The sequence below is a fragment of the Rhizobium sp. 3T7 genome, assembly GCF_020166565.1.
Taxonomy (GTDB): domain Bacteria; phylum Pseudomonadota; class Alphaproteobacteria; order Rhizobiales; family Rhizobiaceae; genus Rhizobium.
The window spans coordinates 349,590-369,034 of sequence record NZ_JAIQXS010000001.1 but is presented as its reverse complement, the minus strand read 5'-3'; the positions used below and the strand labels follow the sequence as shown (position 1 = coordinate 369,034).

Below are 19,445 nucleotides of genomic sequence, written 5' to 3'. Positions count from 1 at the left end.
TAGGCAATGCAGCGTGGCGAGGCAAGTTCAATTTGCCGTGCCGAAGAAGCGTTTCCCTTGACGCGGCAATAACCTATACGCACATTAGTAGCATTGCGGAGGCATTCGTGAACAGCAACGTCGGAACGACAGGCAGCGCATCGCCACTGGTCGCAGAGGCAAAACCAATGGTCGACCCCTTCAAGCGGGCCGTGACCTATCTGCGTGTCTCCGTCACCGACCGCTGCGACTTCCGCTGCACCTACTGCATGGCCGAGCACATGACCTTCCTGCCGAAGCAGGAGCTTCTGACGCTCGAGGAACTGCACCGGCTCTGTTCCGCCTTCATCGCCAAGGGTGTGCGCAAGCTCAGGCTGACCGGCGGCGAGCCGCTGGTGCGCAAGAACATCATGTATCTGGTGCGCGAGCTCGGCAAAGAGATCGGCTCGGGCCTCGACGAACTGACACTGACCACCAACGGCTCGCAGCTCTCTCGTTTTGCCGACGAGCTCTACGATTGCGGCGTGCGCCGCATCAACGTCTCGCTCGATACGCTTGATGCGGACAAGTTCCGCCAGATCACCCGCTGGGGCGACTTCCACAAGGTGATGGAGGGCATCGAGGCGGCCCAGAAAGCCGGCCTCAAGGTCAAGCTCAATGCGGTGGCGCTGAAGGATTTTAACGACGTCGAAATGCCCGAAATGATCCGCTTCGCGCATGGCCGCGGCATGGATCTGACCGTCATCGAAACCATGCCGATGGGCGAGATCGAGGAAGACCGCACCGACCGCTACCTACCGCTGTCGAAGCTGCGCGCCGATCTCGAACGGCAGTTCACCTTCTCGGAGATCGGGTACCGCACCGGCGGCCCGGCCCGCTATGTCGAAGTCATGGAGACCGGCGGTCGGCTCGGCTTCATCACGCCGATGACGCATAATTTCTGCGAGAGCTGCAACCGCGTGCGGCTGACCTGCACCGGCACGCTCTACATGTGCCTTGGCCAGAACGACGCCGCCGATCTGCGCGCTGCCTTGCGCGCCACGCCAGACGATGGGCTGCTCTATGCGGCGATCGACGACGCGATCTTGCGCAAGCCGAAGGGCCATGACTTCATCATCGACCGCACCCACAATCGTCCCGCCGTTGCCCGCCACATGAGCGTCACCGGCGGGTGACGCTCACCGGATTCGTGCAGCTTACGTCCGGTTGATCGAAACCCCGCCATCCGCCAGCATGGACGTTCCTGTTACGAAGCTCGCCAGATCCGATCCCAGGAAAAGCGCTGCCGTGGCGATCTCCTCCGGCTGCGCCAGGCGCTTGAGCGCATGCAGCCCATGGATGAAGGCGACGAGCTCCTTATCGGGATTCTCGAAGTTGGCCGGATTCATCGCCGTATCGGTTCCGCCGGGCAACAGCGCGTTGACACGGATATTCTTCGGACCCAGCTCCGCCGCAAGCACCTGCACAAGACCGGTCAGTCCCGCCTTACTGGCCGCATAAGCACCCATGCCGGGCATCCCTGCCGTATGTCCAACGAACGTCGACGTGAAGACGATCGATCCGCCGCCGCGCGCGATCATCGCCGGTACCTGGTACCTCGCCGCCAGAAAGGCGCTGGTCAGATTAACCGCAAGCATCTCATTCCAGCCGTCGAGCGAGAGCTCGGCCACCGGTGCGGATTCGCCGGTGCTGCCGGCATTGTTGAAGGCGACATCAAGCCCGCCGAAGCGCTCCACCGCCACCTCGACCAGCCGCCTGTTCAAGGCCTCCTCGCGCACGTCGCCGGCGACCGCAACCGCCTCGCCGCCCGCATCCCCGATCTCTTCCACCAGCATCCCGAGTTTGGCCTCGCGTCGCGCCGCGACGACCAGCCGCGCGCCTTCCGCGGCGAAGAGCTTAGCCGCTGCCCGGCCGATGCCGGAACTCGCGCCTGTGATGATCGCAACCTTGCCATCCAGATATCTCATGTCGGAACCTCCACTTGTTGTTGGCGGTATTCCAAATTTCAGACATCGGGGCTGGCAGCCACCCGTTTCCCGCCGCGTTGGCGCACGCATGGTCTGCATTATTGTGCACTGCGCAATCGAATTATCTCGACTGTGTCTTCCGTTCGATTCCCATCTCGCCTGGCACCCTCTAAAAGGACGTGTACGAGAATCGGAATATCGACATGCCGCGGTCCCGCAATACCCAGGGCGCCATCTACATGAGTTCGGCCATGGCCGGATTTTCCTGCAGCGACGCACTTTCCAAGTCAGTCATTACCTACATGAATGCAGGCCAGATCATGTGCCTGCGCGGCCTCTTCACCAGCATCTTTGTCTATGTCATCGCGCGCTACATGGGTGCATTGCGGTCGTGGCGCATTGTGCTCAAGCCGATGGTCATCGTCCGCGTCATTTGCGAGATACTGGCAGCGGCCACTTACATTACGGCACTTGGCATGATGCCGATCGCGAACGCGTCCGCCATCCTGCAATCGCTGCCGCTGGTCGTGACCTTCGGTGCGGCGCTGTTTTTCTCGGAACCGGTCGGCTGGCGTCGCTGGTCGGCCATTCTTGTGGGACTGCTTGGCGTGCTGATCATAATTCGACCGGGACCGGACGGCTTTACGGCGGCGGCACTTCTCTGCGTCGGCAGCGTCCTCACCACGGCCGGCCGCGACCTAGCCACACGCGGCATCGGCTCCGAGATCCCTTCGCTGATGATCACCGTGGTCACCGCCGTCTCCGTCACGATCGTCGGCGCGTTGCTGACGCCGTTGCTTGGCGGATGGGAGCCAGTCAGCCTGACTTCGCTTTCGCATCTGCTGCTTGCCGCCATTCTCGTCCTGATCGGCTACCAGTCCGTCATCATGGCGATGCGAACGGGCGAGATCTCCTTCGTGGCGCCGTTCCGCTACACAAGCCTGATCTTCTCGACATTGCTGGGCTTCGTCTTCTTTGCGGAACTCCCCGATCTCTGGACACTCACCGGCGCTGCCGTCGTCATCGCGTCCGGCCTCTATACGTTCTATCGTGAGGCCAAACGCCATGTACCGCCGGTCGCCCAGGAGTCCGAGCCGAGAACACCTGTCTGAGGCAATCATGAACGATTTTTCGCTGGATAGATCCAATATACCAGGCGTCGTCCTGGCCGGGGGGCGCTCGTCGCGGATGGGCCGCGACAAAGCCTCCGTGCGGCTCAGCGGCCGCACTTTGCTGGAGCGTGTCGTCGAACAGCTTGAGCCGCAGGTGAGTACCCTTGCCGTCAACGCCGACGCGACGCCGGAAAATTGCCGCCACCGGTTCATTCCTGATATAGTTCCCGGCAAAGCGGGACCGATGGCTGGCATTCATGCCGCGATGGCCTATGGCGCGACGCTCGGAGGTGTTACGCACGTGGCAACGGTATCGGTCGACAGTCCATTCTTCCCCCGCGACTTGGTCGATTGGCTCGCCGCCGCTATCGATGCGCCCGAGAAGATTGCCATCGCCGCCTCGGAAGGCCGCAGCCACCCGGTGTTCGGCTTGTGGCCCGTCGATCTTGCCGATGATCTGAAAGCCTGGATCGCTACCGACGAGAAACGCCGTGTGCGAGACTTCCTCTTACGGCATGACGTTACGGAAGTTACCTTTCCGCTGCGCCCGACGCGGGCGAGCCTTCTCGATCCGTTTTTCAATGTCAACACGCCGGATGATCTCGCCGAGGCGGAACGCTGGCTGAAGGTGCTCGTCTGATGGAAAAACCGAAAATCTTTGGCATCGCAGGCTGGAAGAATTCGGGCAAGACCGGCCTGGCCGTCCGCCTCGTCGAGGAGTTTACCCGCCGCGGCTATAGCATTTCGACGATCAAGCACGCCCATCATGATTTCGATATCGACAAGGTCGGCGCCGACAGCTACCGCCACCGACAGGCCGGCGCACACGAAGTCACCATCGTTTCAGGTACACGCTACGCCATCATGCACGAATTGCGCGGTGCCCCCGAGCCGACATTCGAAGAAATCCTTGGCCGGATTGCACCTTGCGACCTCGTGCTGATCGAAGGCTACAAGCGCGAGCCGATCCCGAAGATCGAAGCCCGGCGGCTGGAAGCTGCCAGCCAGGAGCCTCTTGCATCGACGGATCCCTTCATCGCCGCCATCGCGGCCGATCACCCGATTGCCGAAGGCTTTCTGCCGGTATTCAATCTTGATGATACACAGGCGATCGCAGACTTCATTTCGGGGATGGTGGAACTGCCTGCAAAGTAGGAAAGCTGTTGCGAGGGAGCAATGACCTACTATGGCACCGAAAAACAGCAGCGACTGCAGCGCCAATCCGACGAGGCACAGGCGAGGATTGCGGCCACACCTGGTCTCGTGCAGGCAGGTCGGTTCTTCTCGGTCGACAATTTCGACCTCATTGACTGGGCTTTTGTCGATGAACGTCTCGCGAAGGACGGCGTCTTTGGCTTTCGCATGATGCCGACGACGCGCATCGAAGACATCCGTCAGAAGCTCGGATCGGACTACCGTGTTGACGTGTGGAACGTCTGTAGGCGGACCGCACGATGGCAGTCGCCGCTTGCACCCCAATCCGCGCTGCCGACCTACCCAATGGGCTAATGTGCCTCGGGCTTTCGGATCGGCACGAGGACAAGACGATTCGGCGTATACAGACCTGCATGACGGACAACGGTATCGCGCCGCTCTCCGCTTACATGCTCCTTGGCAAGATCGTGCCGGCCGTGACGGTCGCCCTCGCAGACGGAGATGGCAATATCGTCGCCACAGCTCACGCGAATATGCGGCATTGGCCTGGGTCGGCTTGATAACGGTAACGGCAGATCAGCGTGGAAAAGGGCTCGGCCGCCTTGTCAACGCTCTGGCGATCATGGCCGCATTCGAAACGCTGGGCGCAGATGAAGTGGTTGAGTTCGTTCGTGCCGACAACGCAGTTTCGCGCCGCATGATAGAATCCTGCGGCCTGCAACTCGATCCGACGATCCTTTGCGGCCTCGCAACCCCGGCCGTTGACGCCCGTTTTACGACCTAGTGTTAGAGCTTCGGTCATGCCCGCATGGGCCCACGGCGAAGACAGTATCCGCAATGAAAAAGCCGCCGGTCTTCCGGCGGCTTTCGATCAGTTCGGCCTCTCGGTTCAATTGCGCGAGGCGACTGGGCGTACGAGTGCCGTCACGCGACGGATGGTAACACGGCGGTTTTCCTGGTTCGGCCCCTGCGTGTTGACCTTGAGGTAACGCTCGCCGTAGCCCTGTGTTGCCAGGTTTTCAGGCGGGATGCCGTAGACGTCAGTCATGACGTTCGCCACCGACTCTGCGCGCTGGTCCGACAGGACGAGGTTGCTCTGGTCGGAGCCGACAGCGTCCGTGTGACCTTCGATCAGGAAGGTTTCCGACGGGTCCTTGCGCAGCACCTCGTTGATCGCATCGGCAACTTTGCGCAGACTGCGCGCCTGGCTCATCGGGATCTCGGCACTACCCGTCGCAAAGGTGATCGTATCGAGGTCGATACGACGAACCTTGTCGCGGATACGGGCCGAATACTTCACCTCATCCAACGAGTAGACACGCTCCACCGGCTCCACAGGTGGTTCGCGCAGGAAGTCGTAATAGTCGCGGTCGTCGTCGCTGCTCGTGTCCATGATGTAGTCATCAAGCGGAATGCGCAGGCGCATCGGCGGCAGATCGCGGCCCGGATCCTCGAAGTAGCCGCGGTCCGGATCTTCATAGAGATCGGGCGAATAGTAGAGCACGGACTCACGCCCGCGATTGTCGACGCGCGACCGCTGAATGATGTCGCCATAACGGTTACGGATCGTCACGATCTGATAGCCGTCACGGTCGATCGTCTCGCGGTAACGGTCCCGCGGCAGCTGCTCGTAGATCGGACGTTCGCCATCCCGCAGGAAGCGCCGGTCGTCATCACCGCGAATGATCGTCTGGTTGTTGATCTGGATGATCACGCGATTGTCGTCGCCGCGCTCGCCGAAACGTGCGCCTTCCGGCTGTTCGAACTGCGGACGCCTGTCGAGACGCCGGCCCTGTTCGCTGGTGACGGCTTCGATCCTGATCGGGGCGGCCTTGGCGCCTTCTGTTATGATCTGGGCGTCAGCATCGGATTTCGGAACGCGGAAATTCTGCTCCTGGCCACGCTGCCTGTCACGATCGCGACGGGACTGGATGCCACCGGAGCGGTCGGCGTCCTTGTCGCTATCGAGAACGGCGGCACCGTTCTCAACCGGCAGAACGACGGTCTCCGTGCTCTTGCTCGGATCCGCGGCAATTTCCTTGCGACGCTCGAGTTCCTTGGGCGTGATCTTCTCCGGTGCCGGGATAGCCTGCTCGGCCTGGCCCGTTGCCGGCTGATCGGTTGGTGCGCCGTTCGGCTGAGCCGGGATTTGTTCGCCCTGCTGGGCCGGAGCTTGCTCCCCCTGCTGAGGTGCGGGCACCTGCTCGCCTTGCTGCTGGGTCGGCTGTGTGCCACCAGGCTGGGCCTCTCTCGCAGGCTCCTGTGCGGGAACTGGCGGCTTTTCGGCTGTCGGAGCTTCCAGTGGCTTCGGAGCCTTTTCGGGCGCCGGCGATTCCTGTGGAACGGGTGTCTGTTCCGCTGTCGGCTTCTGCGTTTCCTGCTGCTGCGTTTCAGCGGCGGCCGGCTTCCTGCGGGGCTTTACCGGCTGTTCGGAACCTTCAGTCGCCTGCTGTTTGCCTCCCTTACCCTTGGGCTGCGACTGTTCACCCTGTGGCTGAGCCTGCTCCTGCCGCGGGGCGACCTGTTCTGTCTGGGGCTGCGGCGCGGCCTCCTGTTGCGATGGCTGTTTGTCGCGCTTATTTCGACGCGGCTTTTCCTGGTTGTCCGCGGGCTGCTGTTCCTGGGCCGGAGCTACCTGTTCCTGCGGAGCGGCGGGCTCTGCCTGCTCGGCAGCGGGCTGGCGCTTCTTGCGCGGCTTTTCGACGGGAGCTTCTTCCTGCTGCTGAGACTGCTGTTCGGCGGCAGGTTCTTGCTGGCGGCGCGGCTTCTCGGCCGGTGCTTCCTGTTGCTCGGGCTGCGCCTCGGCTGCCGGCTCAGGCTGCTTGCGGGGCTTTTCGGCAGGCGCTTGCTGCTGTTGCTGCGGCTGCTCGGCAGGGGCTTCCTGTTGTTGTGGCTGCTCCTGGGCCGCCGGCGCCTGTTGCTCGCCGCCACCATCGTGTTGTTTCCGCCGCTTCTTCAGAATCTCTTCGTCCGAAGGTGCCGCATCCTGCGCAACCTCGAAGCCGCCCGCGACTGCCTCCGACGCCGTGCGAACCTGCTCAACGCTGGCAACCGCGGCAAAAGAATGCACCGGGGGCATTACAAGCGACAGCGACAACAGCGGAAAGGCGGCACTGGCAAACAATCTGGATTTCATTCCCATAGGAGCTCCTCGTTGACTTTATGTTCTTGAGACGCAGTCGTGGCCACGTCCGATTTTGAGGCAATCACCCGCGGCGAGAACCGCGCGAGGACTGCATTTGTTCCACGAGTTTTAGGAACTGGACTATTAACCCGGTATGAATGTGGCAGTGCGGCATTGTTCATCTTCGCCATAGTTGACCCTTCGCCGCGCCCCTCCGATTCCAGTTGCAATTCCATTGAAAAAGGGTTGAGTATCGCGTCAAGGCAGTGCCCAGCACCGCCCTGCTCAGCCGCCGTCCAAAAGAAGAACACGAGCGGCAGCACCAACAGAGAGGACTAACATGCGTATCTCCACCCGTATTCTCGCCGCCGCTTCCGTCGCCGCGATGTCTCTTTTCGCAGGCGCCGCTATGGCTGATGGCGAGAAGTATGTCATCGGCACAGACTCGACCTATCCGCCCTTCGAATATGTTGATGCCAGCGGCCAGTTCCTGGGCTTCGACATGGACATCGCCCGCGCGCTCTGCGCCGAGATGAAGGCCGAATGCACCATCGTCAGCAGTGACTGGGATGGCATCATTCCCGCGCTGCAGGCCAAGAAGTTCGACATGATCATCTCGTCCATGTCGATCACGCCGGAGCGCTCGAAGCTCGTCGACTTTACCAACAAGTATTACAACACCCCGCCGGCAATCGCCGTACCGAAGGATTCGACCGTCACCGACGTTGCCGGCCTGAAGGGCAAGACGATCGGCGCGCAGACCTCCACCACCCACTCGAACTACGCTGAAAAGCACCTGCCCGATACCGAGCTGAAGCTCTACCCGACAGCAGACGAGTACAAGCTCGACATCGCGAACGGCCGCGTTGACGCCGTCATCGACGACATCGTCGTTCTGTCACAGTGGGTCAAGTCGGATGCCGGCGCATGCTGCAAGATCCTGACGCCGCTCCCGGTCGACAAGGAAATCAACGGCGTGGGTGCAGGCATTGCCGTGCGCAAGGGCGACGACGCACTGCGTGAAAAACTAAACACGGCGATCGCTGCGATCCGCACCAGCGGTGAATACAAGAAGATCCAGGACAAGTACTTCGACTTCGACGTTTACGGCGAATAAGAAAAGCTGTAGGTCGCCCATAAAGCTGATGGCGGAAGGCTTGCTCTTCCGCCATTTTTGTTTGACAAGAATGGAAAGATCAAAGCGGTACAAACCGCGAGGGGAAAACTGGCATGGGCGGATTATTTTCCGCGCTAGGCTCATTTTGGGCCTGGATTGGTTACATCTTCGATCCGCTTTGCGGACCCGCAGGACTCTTCACCTGGTTCGGTTCTTCGACGATCCTGGCCTGTGGCGACACTGGTTGGGGCGATGAGATCGCCGCCGGTCTGAAAGTCACCGTTGCGGTCGCTCTGGTTACCCTGCCAATTGGACTTATCATCGGCTTTCTCGTGGCGCTGGGCCAGCAATCGGAAGAGAAATCGGTCCGTCTTGCTGCCGGCATCTACACCACGATCTTCCGCGGCCTGCCTGAACTGCTGACGCTGTTCATCATCTATTACGGCATGCAGATTCTGATCCAGTCCATCCTCGCCTCCATGGGCTACGACGGCCGCATCGAAATCAACGCCTTCTTCGCCGGGATGATCGCCCTTTCGGTCGTATTCTCCGCCTATTGCTCGGAAGTGTTGTTGTCGGCGTTCCGCGCCATTCCGAAAGGCCAGTACGAAGCCGGCGACGCGCTGGGCTTTCATCGCGGCCGGACCCTGCTCCTGATCGTGCTGCCGCAACTGGTGCGCATCGCCCTTCCCGGCCTCGTGAACCTTTGGATGATCCTGCTCAAGGACACATCCTATGTCTCGATCATCGGCCTTGCCGATATCCTGCGCCAGACGGGTGTGGCTGTTAAGGTCACCAAGCAAGCGTTTCTGTTCTACGCGGTCGCCTGCGCTCTCTATCTCGGCCTTGCCGTCATTTCCTCCTTCGGCCTCAGCTACATCGAGCGGTGGGCCAGGCGGTCGGAGATCAGTCGATGAGTCACGCCCAGACCCTCATTCCGGCACAGCCGGCGCCGAAGCAAGCGCACAAGCCGATCACGGCCACACGCGTCACCGGCTACGCTGTCATCGCTCTCTGGATCGTGCTCGCCGCCGCGCTGATCGCAATGGTCGTCAGTGGCTGGGATCCAGAGAAGTTCATGCGCTATGGCCCTCGCTATTTGCATGGCCTGTACACGACGATTGCACTGGTAGTGATCTCAGTATTCTTCGGCGCGATCGTGTCGTTGCCGTTGGCCTTTGCCCGCATGTCCAAGAACAGGTTCATCAACGGCATCGCCTACTGCTACGTTTATGTGTTCCGCGGCACGCCCCTGCTAGCCCAGCTCTTCCTCATCTATTATGGCCTTGGCAGCTTCCGTCCGCAGCTGGAAACCGTCGGACTATGGTGGTTCTTCCGCGATGCCTGGTATTGCGGCCTGTTTGCAATGACCATCAATACGGCCGCCTATCAGGCTGAAATCCTACGTGGCGCCATCCAGAGCGTCGCGCGCGGCCAGCACGAAGCCGCAGCCTCGCTCGGCATCCACAAAGTCATCGCCTTCCGCAAGATTATCTTGCCGCAAGCTCTGATCGTCGCCTTGCGACCCTACGGCAATGAGATCATCCTGCTGATCAAGGGCTCGGCGGTCGTCGCCATCATCACCGTCCTCGACCTGATGGGTGAGACGCGTTACGCCTTCTCGCGCACCTTTGACTATCAGACCTACCTCTGGGCGGCGATCTTCTACCTCAGCATGGTCGAAGCATTGCGCCACCTCTGGGGCTGGATCGAGCGTCGCCTCACCCGCCACCTGAAACGCTGAGAACCTAGCAGCACTCACCAACGATAGCTGCTAACGATTTGAAATTATAAAACAAATCCATAAACCGCTGGCAATTCGTCAAGCTTCGGTTAAGCATGTGATGGTTCCATTTCCAAGATCGCTAATAGCGATCGTTTGGAACCAGAAGCGAGACGACGATGCACAAGGACATGGAAAGGCAGCTTCAGGGCTACGGCCTCACGACGGCTCAAATCATCTACCGGATGCCGGATCACCAAGCGATCCTTCAGACCTACATCTGGCAGGACTACGATCTTGCTCCAGACTTTCCCGAGATGCGCGGCTTCCTGAAATTTTGGCAGGAAAAGCTGGACGGGCCGTTGCACTCGGTGCGCTACATACACCGAAAACTCATCTCGGCCACCGAATGGCGCGCCCTGAGAGGCGAATTCATCCTAAACTGACTGCGTAGCAAACGCCGGTCAGACATGAGCCTCCCCCTGGACGAATTCGTCTTCGTCCATCTCGCGATGCAGTGTGCCGTACAGGATGCCCACATAGGCCAAGCTCACAATGCAAAGTACGGCCCAACCCGGGATCGGGCCAAGCGCCGCGTTGTCGATGACATAGCTCCATGAATGCGCCTGCGTCAGCGGATTTCCTTCGGTTTGGAGTTTGGGTGTCGTAATCTTCAGGCACCATGCGAGAAGCAGGATGAGGTACATCCAGCAATAATTTCTCCGCAGTCGGCGTTTCACCGCCCCGGGATAGCTCAACAGAAACTGCGGCTTGCGCAAACTCTTGGCGATGGCCCCGGCCCAATCGGGCCTGGCGTCACCATTCGGCGCAAGAACCTGCGCGAAATAGCCCCGCTCCAGCTTGCGTACACGGGAGCGATAAATGTCGAAGAAGCGGTAGCGGCGCGCTTCGATGAGCAACAATAGGGTTATCAGCATCATCCCGAAAAGCAGCACGCCATGGTGTGACGTGGGCGTTGACAGAGAGACTGAAAGCAGTGCCGCCGCGACTGTGATTGCCCAATTCGATGTTCGGTCGATGCGATCCCGCCAGCTTATCATGCGGCCGAGCTCGCCGCGATAATAATGGCTGAGCGTATTGGTGATCTCGCCTGGAGTGGCCGGGAGCGTCGGTCGCGGACTATCCATCTCCTTCTCAAAACTTGCCTTGCTGATTTCGGCGACCATGGCATTTCCTCCATTTTGTTCTTATCCATTAGGGGATGCTTATTCTGCGCCTCGGACGTCGCCATTGCAAAAGACATTCAGTCGCCTTAGACGCAGCTCTGGAATAAAAACGATGGTGAATTGCTATGGCCAAGAAGATCGACGAAGACGCACTCGCGGAAGCCTACGAACGGGCTCTTGCCCTTGAGAAGGCAGGTGATGTCGATGCAGCCGTGAAGGCCTATGAAGAGGTTCTTGCCATCGATCCCGACGATCATGGCGGTGCGGCCGTGAGGATCGCCTCCATGGGACGCGGTGAGACCCCGACCAAGGCGCCAGACGCCTATGTCGAGACCTTGTTCGATCAGCATGCCGAGGTCTTCGAGGACGTTCTGGTGGAACAGCTCGGCTACCACGTGCCGATGATGGTCCGCCAACGCCTGCAGGACCTGAACCTCGGTCCCTTCAAGCGTATGCTCGACCTCGGCTGCGGCACCGGCCTTACCGGCAGCGCGCTCGGCGATCTCTGCGAGGACATGACCGGCATCGATATCTCCGAAAACATGGTCGAGATCGCCCACGAGAAGGATCTCTACGAAACGCTCTTCGTCGCAGAAGTCGAAGACTTCCTCGATGACAATGACGAGGATCCATTCGACCTCATCACCGCAACGGACGTCCTGCCCTACCTCGGCGCACTGGAGCCGCTGTTCTTCGGCGCGGCAGAGAACCTCAATCCTGGTGGCCTCTTCATTTTCTCCTCGGAGGAACTGCCCGAGGCATCTGCGAAAGGCGAACCCTACATAGTCGGCCCCCACCAGCGCTTCCTGCATTCGGCGGCTTACATTCGCGAAAGGCTCGCGGCGACCGGATTCGAACAAGTCGAGATGAGGGAGATCAACGTCCGCATGCAGGAAGGTCATCCGAGCCCGGGCCATCTGGTGATCGCGCGCCTCGGCTGATGTCTGCAGCGAAAGAGTTCCGCGACGCATCAGTTGCAAACGCAATCAATGATTGCGTTGCGTTGCGTTGCTAGACGAATGACGTGGGATCTTGGCAATCGTTCGAAGCGGCTGGGCAACGGGCCAATACCTCCTCCGCCGATAGTTAACCAATGACGCAACTTTTCCATTGAACCCACATCGACGAGCTGATACTTAGCCAATCACGCAAGTTTTTAACAACGTGAAAGGCTGGCCGCATGTCGCTTTCCCTCCACAGTCACCCGCTTGCTTCCTTCTGCCACAAAGTCTTGATCGCGCTTTACGAGAACGCCACCCCCTTCGAGGCCGTTCATGTCGATCTCGGAAACGAGGCATCGAGGGCAGCGTTCCTCAGCATCTCGCCACTCGGGAAGATGCCAGTGCTGCGCGACGAGGCGCGCGACCGCACGATCCCCGAAACGACAATCATCATCGAGTATCTCGATCAGTACTATCCGGGCAGGACGGCCCTCATCCCAGACGATTTCGACAAAGCGCTCGAAGTCAGGCTGTGGGATCGTTTCTTCGACCTGCATGTGCAGGATCCGATGCAGCGAATCGTTGGCGAACGCCTGCGTGGCGACGGCGATCCAGCCCGTGTAGCCGAGGCTGAGACGGCGCTTCGCAAAGCCTACAGCATGATCGAGCGGCATCTCGGCGAATACCCATGGATTGCCGGGGACAGCTTCACCATGGCCGATTGTGCCGCAGCGCCTGCCCTCTTTTACTCCGAGACACTGGTTCCCTTCGTGGACCAACCGAAGCTGCAAGGCTACTATAACAGGCTTCTGACGCGCCCTTCCTTTGCGCGCGTCCTGGAAGAGGCGCGCCCCTACTTCAAGTTCTATCCCTACCGCGAACGCCTGGCTGCGCGCTTCCGGCCGGACGAAGCCGCCGAATGATGCACGAACCCGCCGCGCTCGATCAGATGTTCCACGCGCTGTCGGACCGCAGTCGGCGCGGCATGGTCGATCGCCTCGGCCAGGGGCCCGCCTCGGTATCGGAGCTCGCGGAACCTCTATCGATGGCGCTTCCGACCGTTATGAAGCACCTCGCGGTTCTGGAAAAAAGCGGCCTCGTCCACTCGGAAAAGAGCGGCCGTGTGCGCACCTACCGCCTGCAGAAAGATGCACTGGCGCAGATGGAGCACTGGCTTGCCGCGCGCAAGGCGAGCTGGAACAAAGCCTTTGACCGCCTGGACCAGTTCCTGGCAGACGACCAACCGGAGTGACGACCGAGATGATGAAATATTCCGCCATGCACGAAACCTTCTCGATCGAGCGAAAGATGCGCGCGCCGGTCTCACGCGTCTTTGCCGCTTGGGCCGATCCGGAAGCCAAGCGCCAGTGGTTTGCCTGCCACGACGAATGGGTGCCCCTCGAATACAGCCTCGACTTCCGTGTCGGCGGCCGGGAGCGGAACCGCGTCGCCGACAGCGACGGCGTTCCGCATGCCTATGAGGCGTGCTATCTCGATATCGTGCCGCAGGCCCGCATCATCTATGCCTATGACATGAGGCTCGCCGAGACGCGCATTTCGGCATCGCTGGCGACAGTTACATTCGAGGCGACTCCATCGGGAACAACCATGCTCTTCACCGATCAGGTCGTTTTCCTCGATGGCTACGCCGACGGCGGCTCACGGCGGCAAGGAACCGAGATTCTGGTCGATCGCATCCAGGCCCACGTCGAGCGAGACGGCAGCGCCGCACACTAAATATTGGACCGCTTTCATGCTATAGATTGGCGACTTAACAATCCCACGGCTGCAAGTGAGGCGGTATGGCTGCTGAGAAGCGATCTTCACAAGGTGGAACCGCACTAAAGCGTCGGCACAAATTCAATCCCAAGCGCGGCCCCAGACCACAAGTCCTGGCCAATGCCAACCGCACGGTTGCTTGGGCAGCTTCATTGGTCGTCGCTGCTTTTGTCGTGCTCGTCACCCTCAACGCATTGCTGTTCTAGCCGCCTCACGAAACTGTGCCCGCTGTTGCGGTTGCTTGGCTGTCTTCAGCCGGCCGGTTTACGCGCGCTGATGGCAAAGCGATGCTGGATTCCGCGCGACAGCGCCTTCAGATAATTCCAGTGCTTCGCCTGGCTCCTGTGGATTTCGCGCAGGTTCGCGTCGATCGTCATCCCTTCGAAGCCGGCGTCGCCGAGCATGCCTGCGACCAGATCCGCCCGTGCCCCTTCCGAAAAGTGAACGCGCGAAACGATGTCACTGTGATTTTTCATGAGCTCGGGCGGTGCATGCGGCGGATCGGCCTTGAGCAAGCCTGCCCTCTCCATGGTCCTCGCGAGTGCCTTCAGAACGCGTTCTACCCGGCTGACATTCACGAAATCCCCATCGACGATCAGGATCGTTCCGCCCGGTTTCAAAACACGCATCCATTCGGCGAAAGCCGCCTTCGGATCCACCAGCGTCCAGACCAGATGGCGCGTTATGATGACGTCGTAGGTCTCGTCGGGCTCCATCGTGTTCTCGACATCGGCCATTCTAAACGAAATCGAGCGCCCCCTCGCCTTTGCCTTGGCGCGCGCTCGCTCCAGCATCGGCTCGGCCCAATCAAGCCCCGTCACCTTGAACCCCAGATCGTCCATCAGATGGGAAATCACGCCGGTACCGCTGGCGAGGTCGAGCGCCAGCCTGCCGTCGCCCGGCCCCAGATGCTTCAGAATCAGGCGATGCCAGGCAAGGCGCTCTGGCTCGGAGAAAATCTCGTGCCCGGGAGACAGATCGAAGGTCGCCGCGCGTGCTGACCAGTAAGCCTTGATCTCTTCGCGAAGTCCATAATTGTGCCCGCCTGCAATTCCCGTTTCACTCATGCTGATGCCAATCGCCATTTCAGTTTGAAATCGTTCTAATAGATATAACTTGACTACTTAAGTCATAAAATAATAGACGACGAAAAGTTTTCCGCGGGGGTATACTTTTCGATGCGACTTACAGGCAAAACAGCAGCGCTTGCAATGGGCTTTCTCATCTCCGCGGTCCTGCCCGCCCTGGCCGACAAGATCACGATCAAGGACGTGACCGGCCGAAGCATCGAAGTGAACGCGCCCGTCAACCACATGATTCTTGGCGAGGGGCGGCAGATCTACTTCCTGGCTGCTCTCGACAAGGAGGCGCCTTTCGAGCACGTCGTCGGCTGGCGCGACGACCTGCCCAAGGCAGATCCCGAATCCTACCAGGCCTATCTGGCGAAGTATCCTGACATCGCCAAGTTTCCGACCTTTGGCGGCATGAAGGACGGCACCTTCGATGTCGAGCAGGCCGTGGCGCTCAAGCCCGACGTCATTTTGATGAACGTCGATGCCAAGACGGCAACCGAAGAAGCCGGCTATATCGAGAAGCTCGCCAAGGTCGGCATCCCGCTGGTCTACATAGATTTCCGCGAAAAGCCGATGGAAAACACCGAGCCCAGCATGCGCATCATGGGCCAGCTGATGGGCAAGGAGGCCGTTGCCGAGGACTTCATCAAGTTCCGTGCCGACAGCATCAAGCGCGTCACCGACGTCCTCGAAAAGAACACTCCGGCCAAGCCTGTCGTGTTCGTCGAGCGCGCCGGCGGCTACTCCGACGATTGCTGCATGTCCTTCGGTGACGAGAATTTCGGCAAGATGATCGAGATTTCAGGCGGAAAGAACATGGCCAAGGACATTATTCCGGGCACGTTCGGCACCGTCAATCCCGAGCAGATCATCGCCTCCAATCCAGACCAGATCATCATTACCGGCGGCAACTGGGACAAGTATGTTCCGGGCGGCGCCTGGGTCGGCGTTGGCTATGGCGCTAACCTCAAGGAAGCGCACCGCAAGCTCGAGGCCCTGACCAAGCGCCCTGCCTTCACCGACGTCAAGGCCGTCGAAGACAAGAACGTTCACGCCATCTGGCACCAGTTTTACAACAACCCCTACCAGTTCGTGGCAATCCAGGAGATCGCAAAGTGGCTGCATCCGGATCTCTTCGCCGATCTTGATCCCGAAGCGACGTTCAAGGAACTGCACGCGCGCTTCCTGCCGCTGGAATACAAGCCGGGTTACTTCGTTTCGTTGAAGGACGACCAGTAAGATGCGACCGGCGGGACCACCGAAGGTGCGCCGGCATAGCAAGACGGGGCCGCACGTATGCGGCTCCGTTATTTCTTTTTCAGATTGAGAGGTGTCCATGCGGCTCACGACACTCCGGCACATTACCGTCCTTGCGCTTGCGCTCCTGACCACGCCCGCCCTGTCTGCGGAAATCACCGATGTCACCGGTCGCACGGTCGAGATTGACCTGCCAGCCAAGCGCGTCATCGTTGGCGAGGCGCGTCAGATCCATGTGATTGCAGCGCTCAAGGGTGAGCAGACCTTCGATACTATCGTCGGCTGGCGCGACGACCTCATCAAGAAGGACCCTGATAGCTACAAGGCTTATGCCGAACGCTTCCCGCAGATCGAGAAGCTGCCGCGTTTCGGCTATGTGCCGCAGGGCGATTTCAGCCTCGAAACAGCGATCTCGCTCTCACCGGATGTGATTACGCTCAATCTCGAGGCGGAAAAGTCCGCGAAGGAGAGCGGATTCGAAGAGAAAGCGGCAGCCGCCGGCATCAAGGTGATCTACCTCGATTTTCGCATCGATCCCGACAGAAACAGCGAGACTTCCATGCGGATTTTAGGCCAGCTCTTCGGCGCGGAGGAGCGTGCAAAGGAGTTCATCGCCTATCGCCGCGCCGAGATTGCGCGCGTGACCGACAGGCTTGCGACCGTCAAGGATCTCAAGCGAGCGAACGTCTTCATCGAACGCGCGCCTGGCATTTCCGGCGAGAACACGTGCTGCCGCACCTTCGGCCCGGTCAATTTCGGCGCCATGGTCGAACAGGCGGGCGGCCACAACGTTGCCGCCGACGTTATCAAGACAACGTTCGGCGATCTCAATCCCGAACAACTTGTCGTTTCGGATCCGCAGCATGTCATCGTCACCGGATCGAACTGGGCAGCCGAGTCCGACATCAACCAGTTCGTGCCCGTCGGGCGCGGCGCCGATATGACGCTGGCCCGCGAGCGGCTGGCAAATCTCATGACCCGCACGCCCTTTCCGGAACTGAAAGCTGTTAAGGACGGCAACGTGCATGGCGTCTGGCACCAGTTCTATGGTGCGCCTTACGAGTTCTTCCCGATTCAGCAATTTGCCAAATGGTTTCAACCGGATCTCTTCGCTGATCTCGATCCCGAGGCCAACTTCGCAGAATTCCACAAGAGGTTCCTGCCGGTGACGTACCAGCCGGGATATTTCGTTTCTCTCGAAAAGGGCTCCAACTGATGGCCTCATTCAGTCAGGTCCGCGTTGAAGCGACAGGGCGCGAGCAATATCGCGCCCTTGCGTTTCGCCGTATCCTCATCCTCGTCGGGCTAACCGCAGCGCTCTGTTTCAGCATCTCGGCCGATATGGCGCTCGGGCCTGCCAACTATGCGCTTTCGGATGTGCTTTCGGCTCTCTTTGACCCTGCAGCGGCTGCCAACCAGCTTCGCGTTATCATCTGGGATATCCGCATGCCGATCGCCTTGATGGCGGTGACCGTCGGTGCTTCGCTTTCCGTGGCTGGTGCTCAGATGCAGACGATCCTTTCGAACCCGCTGGCTAGCCCCTTCACGCTCGGCATTTCCGCCGCCGCGAGCTTCGGCGCCGCCCTGGCGCTTGTCGGCGGCGTTGCGATCTTTCCGGGCGCGATCGAATACATGGTGCCGTTGAACGCATTCCTGATGGCGATGGCCGCTGCGCTCTTCATTCACTTCGCCTCGACGATGCGCGGCGTGAGCGTCGAAACGATCGTACTGCTCGGCATCGCCCTCGTCTTCACCTTCAATGCCGCGCTGTCGCTATTGGAATATCTCGCCTCTGAACAGGCCTTGGCCGCCGTCGTCTTCTGGACCATGGGCAGCCTGACCAAGGCGACTTGGGCAAAGGTCTATTTCACTGCTGCCGTGCTCGTCGTCACCGTGCCGCTCTTCATGCGGCAGGCCTGGGCGTTGACGGCCCTGCGGCTCGGCGACGACAAGGCGGCCAGCCTCGGCATCAACGTCCGCCAGCTCCGTCTACAAACCATGATGATCGTCAGTCTTCTGGCCGCCATCCCAGTGTCGTTCGTCGGCACCATAGGCTTCGTCGGGCTCGTCGGCCCGCATATCGCCCGCATGGTTGTTGGCGAGGATCAGCGCTTCTTCCTGCCGGGTTCGGTCATCTGCGGTGCTCTTCTCCTGTCGGTGACATCGGTCGTCAGCAAGATCCTGATCCCAGGTGCGATCCTGCCGATCGGCGTGATTACGGCGCTCGTCGGCGTACCGTTCTTCTTCGTTCTCATCTTCAGCAATAGGAGGCGCGCATGGTAGCCCTGGCTCTCGCAGATGTCGGGGCCTCCTACGGGCGCACGACCGTTCTATCGAACGTGAGCATCGACGACCTGAAAGGCGGCAGCGTCACGGCCATCATCGGCCCCAACGCGGCCGGCAAATCGACGCTGTTCAAGCGCATCGCGGCGCTGGTGAAAGGTCCGGGACTGGTCGAGCTTTCCGATACCGAACGTGGATCACGGACGATCTGCTACATGCCGCAAGATACAGGCGTCAATGCCGTCCTGACCGTCTACGAGTCGATCCTTCTGTCAGCCAAGCAAGGCAGCAGCTGGCGGGTTGCCGACGACGAGCTTGACGGCATCGATGAAATCCTGAAGGCCCTCCGTATCGAAAATCTGGCCTTCCGTGGTCTCGGCGAACTCTCCGGAGGCCAACGCCAACTCGTGTCTCTCGCGCAGGCGCTGGTACGCAGGCCCGAGGTCCTGCTGATGGACGAGCCGACCTCCGCGCTCGACCTCCACAGGCAGATCGAAGTGCTGAGCTTTATCGCCGACCTTGCCCGCCGCAACGGGATGATCGTGCTCATCGCGCTCCACGACCTCAATCATGCGCTGCGCTATTGCGAGAATACGATTGTCATCGCCAATGGAGCAATGGTGGCGAGCGGACCAACATCAGACGTCATCACCGACGCCATGCTTCGCGACATCTACAAGATCGACGCCCGCATCGAGCGCTGCTCGCAGGGCACGCCGATGGTGATCGTCGACGGCGCAATCTGAGA

The 19,445-nt window shown here is 60.2% G+C and carries 23 protein-coding genes; 19 read left to right on the top strand and 4 right to left on the bottom strand.

From position 1 onward, the window contains the following. Nucleotides 1–107: 107 nt before the first annotated feature. Complete coding sequence (gene moaA, locus K9B32_RS01865; RefSeq protein WP_224560201.1) at nt 108–1,154, top strand: GTP 3',8-cyclase MoaA; 1,047 nt, start codon at nt 108–110, stop codon at nt 1,152–1,154. A gap of 21 nt (nt 1,155–1,175) precedes the next feature. Here the strand turns inward: moaA and K9B32_RS01860 are convergent, their stop codons facing one another. Further along, nucleotides 1,176–1,946 carry an SDR family oxidoreductase gene (locus K9B32_RS01860; protein WP_224560200.1) on the bottom strand — a complete coding sequence of 257 codons (771 nt, stop codon included), beginning with the start codon at nt 1,944–1,946 and terminating at the stop codon, nt 1,176–1,178. Nucleotides 1,947–2,149: 203 nt separating this feature from the next. Between K9B32_RS01860 and K9B32_RS01855 the strand changes: the two genes are divergently transcribed. The 6 genes from K9B32_RS01855 to K9B32_RS01830 are packed head-to-tail and all read left to right on the top strand — an operon-like array spanning nt 2,150 to nt 4,997. Then, nucleotides 2,150–3,058, top strand: a complete 909-nt coding sequence (locus K9B32_RS01855; protein WP_224560199.1) for a DMT family transporter — start codon at nt 2,150–2,152, stop codon at nt 3,056–3,058. Nucleotides 3,059–3,065: 7 nt separating this feature from the next. After that, a complete protein-coding gene (mobA, locus tag K9B32_RS01850; RefSeq protein WP_224560198.1) occupies nt 3,066–3,698 on the top strand; it encodes a molybdenum cofactor guanylyltransferase MobA in 633 nt (210 codons plus the stop codon). Beyond that, nucleotides 3,698–4,213: a molybdopterin-guanine dinucleotide biosynthesis protein B gene (mobB, locus tag K9B32_RS01845; RefSeq protein WP_224560197.1), complete on the top strand. Its 516-nt coding sequence runs from the start codon at nt 3,698–3,700 to the stop codon at nt 4,211–4,213. The genes mobA and mobB overlap by 1 nt, the downstream gene beginning before the upstream one ends. A 21-nt stretch (nt 4,214–4,234) precedes the next feature. Next, entirely contained in the window at nt 4,235–4,567 is a 333-nt protein-coding gene (locus K9B32_RS01840) for a hypothetical protein (protein WP_224560196.1), read from the top strand. 59 nt (nt 4,568–4,626) lie between these two features. Further along, a complete protein-coding gene (locus K9B32_RS01835) occupies nt 4,627–4,773 on the top strand; it encodes a hypothetical protein (RefSeq protein ID WP_224560195.1) in 147 nt (48 codons plus the stop codon). Further along, complete coding sequence (locus K9B32_RS01830) at nt 4,755–4,997, top strand: GNAT family N-acetyltransferase (protein ID WP_224560194.1); 243 nt, start codon at nt 4,755–4,757, stop codon at nt 4,995–4,997. Before K9B32_RS01835 ends, K9B32_RS01830 begins: the two co-directional genes overlap by 19 nt. Nucleotides 4,998–5,102: 105 nt before the next feature. Here the strand turns inward: K9B32_RS01830 and K9B32_RS01825 are convergent, their stop codons facing one another. After that, nucleotides 5,103–7,355: an OmpA family protein gene (locus tag K9B32_RS01825; RefSeq protein WP_224560193.1), complete on the bottom strand. Its 2,253-nt coding sequence runs from the start codon at nt 7,353–7,355 to the stop codon at nt 5,103–5,105. Nucleotides 7,356–7,677: 322 nt separating this feature from the next. On the opposite strand from K9B32_RS01825, the gene K9B32_RS01820 reads away from it, so the two are divergent. From K9B32_RS01820 to K9B32_RS01805, 4 genes are all read left to right on the top strand, one after another. Beyond that, nucleotides 7,678–8,454 carry an ABC transporter substrate-binding protein gene (locus K9B32_RS01820; protein WP_224560192.1) on the top strand — a complete coding sequence of 259 codons (777 nt, stop codon included), beginning with the start codon at nt 7,678–7,680 and terminating at the stop codon, nt 8,452–8,454. Nucleotides 8,455–8,567: 113 nt separating this feature from the next. Then, on the top strand, nt 8,568–9,371 hold the full coding sequence (locus tag K9B32_RS01815) for an ABC transporter permease (RefSeq protein ID WP_224560191.1): 804 nt from the start codon (nt 8,568–8,570) through the stop codon (nt 9,369–9,371). Further along, on the top strand, nt 9,368–10,198 hold the full coding sequence (locus tag K9B32_RS01810) for an ABC transporter permease (RefSeq protein WP_224560190.1): 831 nt from the start codon (nt 9,368–9,370) through the stop codon (nt 10,196–10,198). Before K9B32_RS01815 ends, K9B32_RS01810 begins: the two co-directional genes overlap by 4 nt. Before the next feature lie 158 nt (nt 10,199–10,356). Next, the gene (locus K9B32_RS01805) at nt 10,357–10,623 is read left to right on the top strand and encodes an usg protein (protein ID WP_224560189.1); all 267 of its coding nucleotides are present in this window, start codon (nt 10,357–10,359) and stop codon (nt 10,621–10,623) included. 18 nt (nt 10,624–10,641) lie between these two features. Here K9B32_RS01805 and K9B32_RS01800 read toward each other — a convergent pair whose 3' ends face one another. After that, nucleotides 10,642–11,364, bottom strand: coding sequence for a DUF2270 domain-containing protein (locus K9B32_RS01800; protein ID WP_224560188.1), 723 nt, complete (start codon nt 11,362–11,364; stop codon nt 10,642–10,644). 125 nt (nt 11,365–11,489) lie between these two features. Here K9B32_RS01800 and K9B32_RS01795 point away from each other — a divergent pair, with 125 nt between their 5' ends. The 4 genes from K9B32_RS01795 to K9B32_RS01780 all read left to right on the top strand — a co-directional run bounded on the left by K9B32_RS01795 (nt 11,490) and on the right by K9B32_RS01780 (nt 14,042). Then, on the top strand, nt 11,490–12,305 hold the full coding sequence (locus tag K9B32_RS01795; RefSeq protein ID WP_224560187.1) for a class I SAM-dependent DNA methyltransferase: 816 nt from the start codon (nt 11,490–11,492) through the stop codon (nt 12,303–12,305). A 239-nt stretch (nt 12,306–12,544) separates the two neighbouring features. Beyond that, nucleotides 12,545–13,228 carry a glutathione S-transferase family protein gene (locus K9B32_RS01790; protein ID WP_224560186.1) on the top strand — a complete coding sequence of 228 codons (684 nt, stop codon included), beginning with the start codon at nt 12,545–12,547 and terminating at the stop codon, nt 13,226–13,228. After that, entirely contained in the window at nt 13,225–13,557 is a 333-nt protein-coding gene (locus K9B32_RS01785; RefSeq protein ID WP_224560185.1) for an ArsR/SmtB family transcription factor, read from the top strand. The genes K9B32_RS01790 and K9B32_RS01785 overlap by 4 nt, the downstream gene beginning before the upstream one ends. 8 nt (nt 13,558–13,565) lie before the next feature. Continuing rightward, nucleotides 13,566–14,042, top strand: a complete 477-nt coding sequence (locus K9B32_RS01780) for an SRPBCC family protein (RefSeq protein WP_224560184.1) — start codon at nt 13,566–13,568, stop codon at nt 14,040–14,042. A 293-nt stretch (nt 14,043–14,335) separates the two neighbouring features. Here K9B32_RS01780 and K9B32_RS01770 read toward each other — a convergent pair whose 3' ends face one another. Next, nucleotides 14,336–15,151: a class I SAM-dependent methyltransferase gene (locus K9B32_RS01770; protein ID WP_224560182.1), complete on the bottom strand. Its 816-nt coding sequence runs from the start codon at nt 15,149–15,151 to the stop codon at nt 14,336–14,338. Nucleotides 15,152–15,262: 111 nt separating this feature from the next. Here K9B32_RS01770 and K9B32_RS01765 point away from each other — a divergent pair, with 111 nt between their 5' ends. From K9B32_RS01765 to K9B32_RS01750, 4 genes are all read left to right on the top strand, one after another. Next, nucleotides 15,263–16,396, top strand: a complete 1,134-nt coding sequence (locus K9B32_RS01765) for an ABC transporter substrate-binding protein (RefSeq protein WP_224560181.1) — start codon at nt 15,263–15,265, stop codon at nt 16,394–16,396. 97 nt (nt 16,397–16,493) lie between these two features. Next, entirely contained in the window at nt 16,494–17,630 is a 1,137-nt protein-coding gene (locus tag K9B32_RS01760; protein ID WP_224560180.1) for an ABC transporter substrate-binding protein, read from the top strand. Next, nucleotides 17,630–18,697 carry a FecCD family ABC transporter permease gene (locus K9B32_RS01755; protein ID WP_224560179.1) on the top strand — a complete coding sequence of 356 codons (1,068 nt, stop codon included), beginning with the start codon at nt 17,630–17,632 and terminating at the stop codon, nt 18,695–18,697. The genes K9B32_RS01760 and K9B32_RS01755 overlap by 1 nt, the downstream gene beginning before the upstream one ends. Then, nucleotides 18,691–19,443 (top strand): ABC transporter ATP-binding protein, encoded by a 753-nt coding sequence (locus tag K9B32_RS01750; protein WP_224560178.1) that lies wholly within the window; start codon nt 18,691–18,693, stop codon nt 19,441–19,443. The genes K9B32_RS01755 and K9B32_RS01750 overlap by 7 nt, the downstream gene beginning before the upstream one ends. Nucleotides 19,444–19,445: the final 2 nt, after the last annotated feature.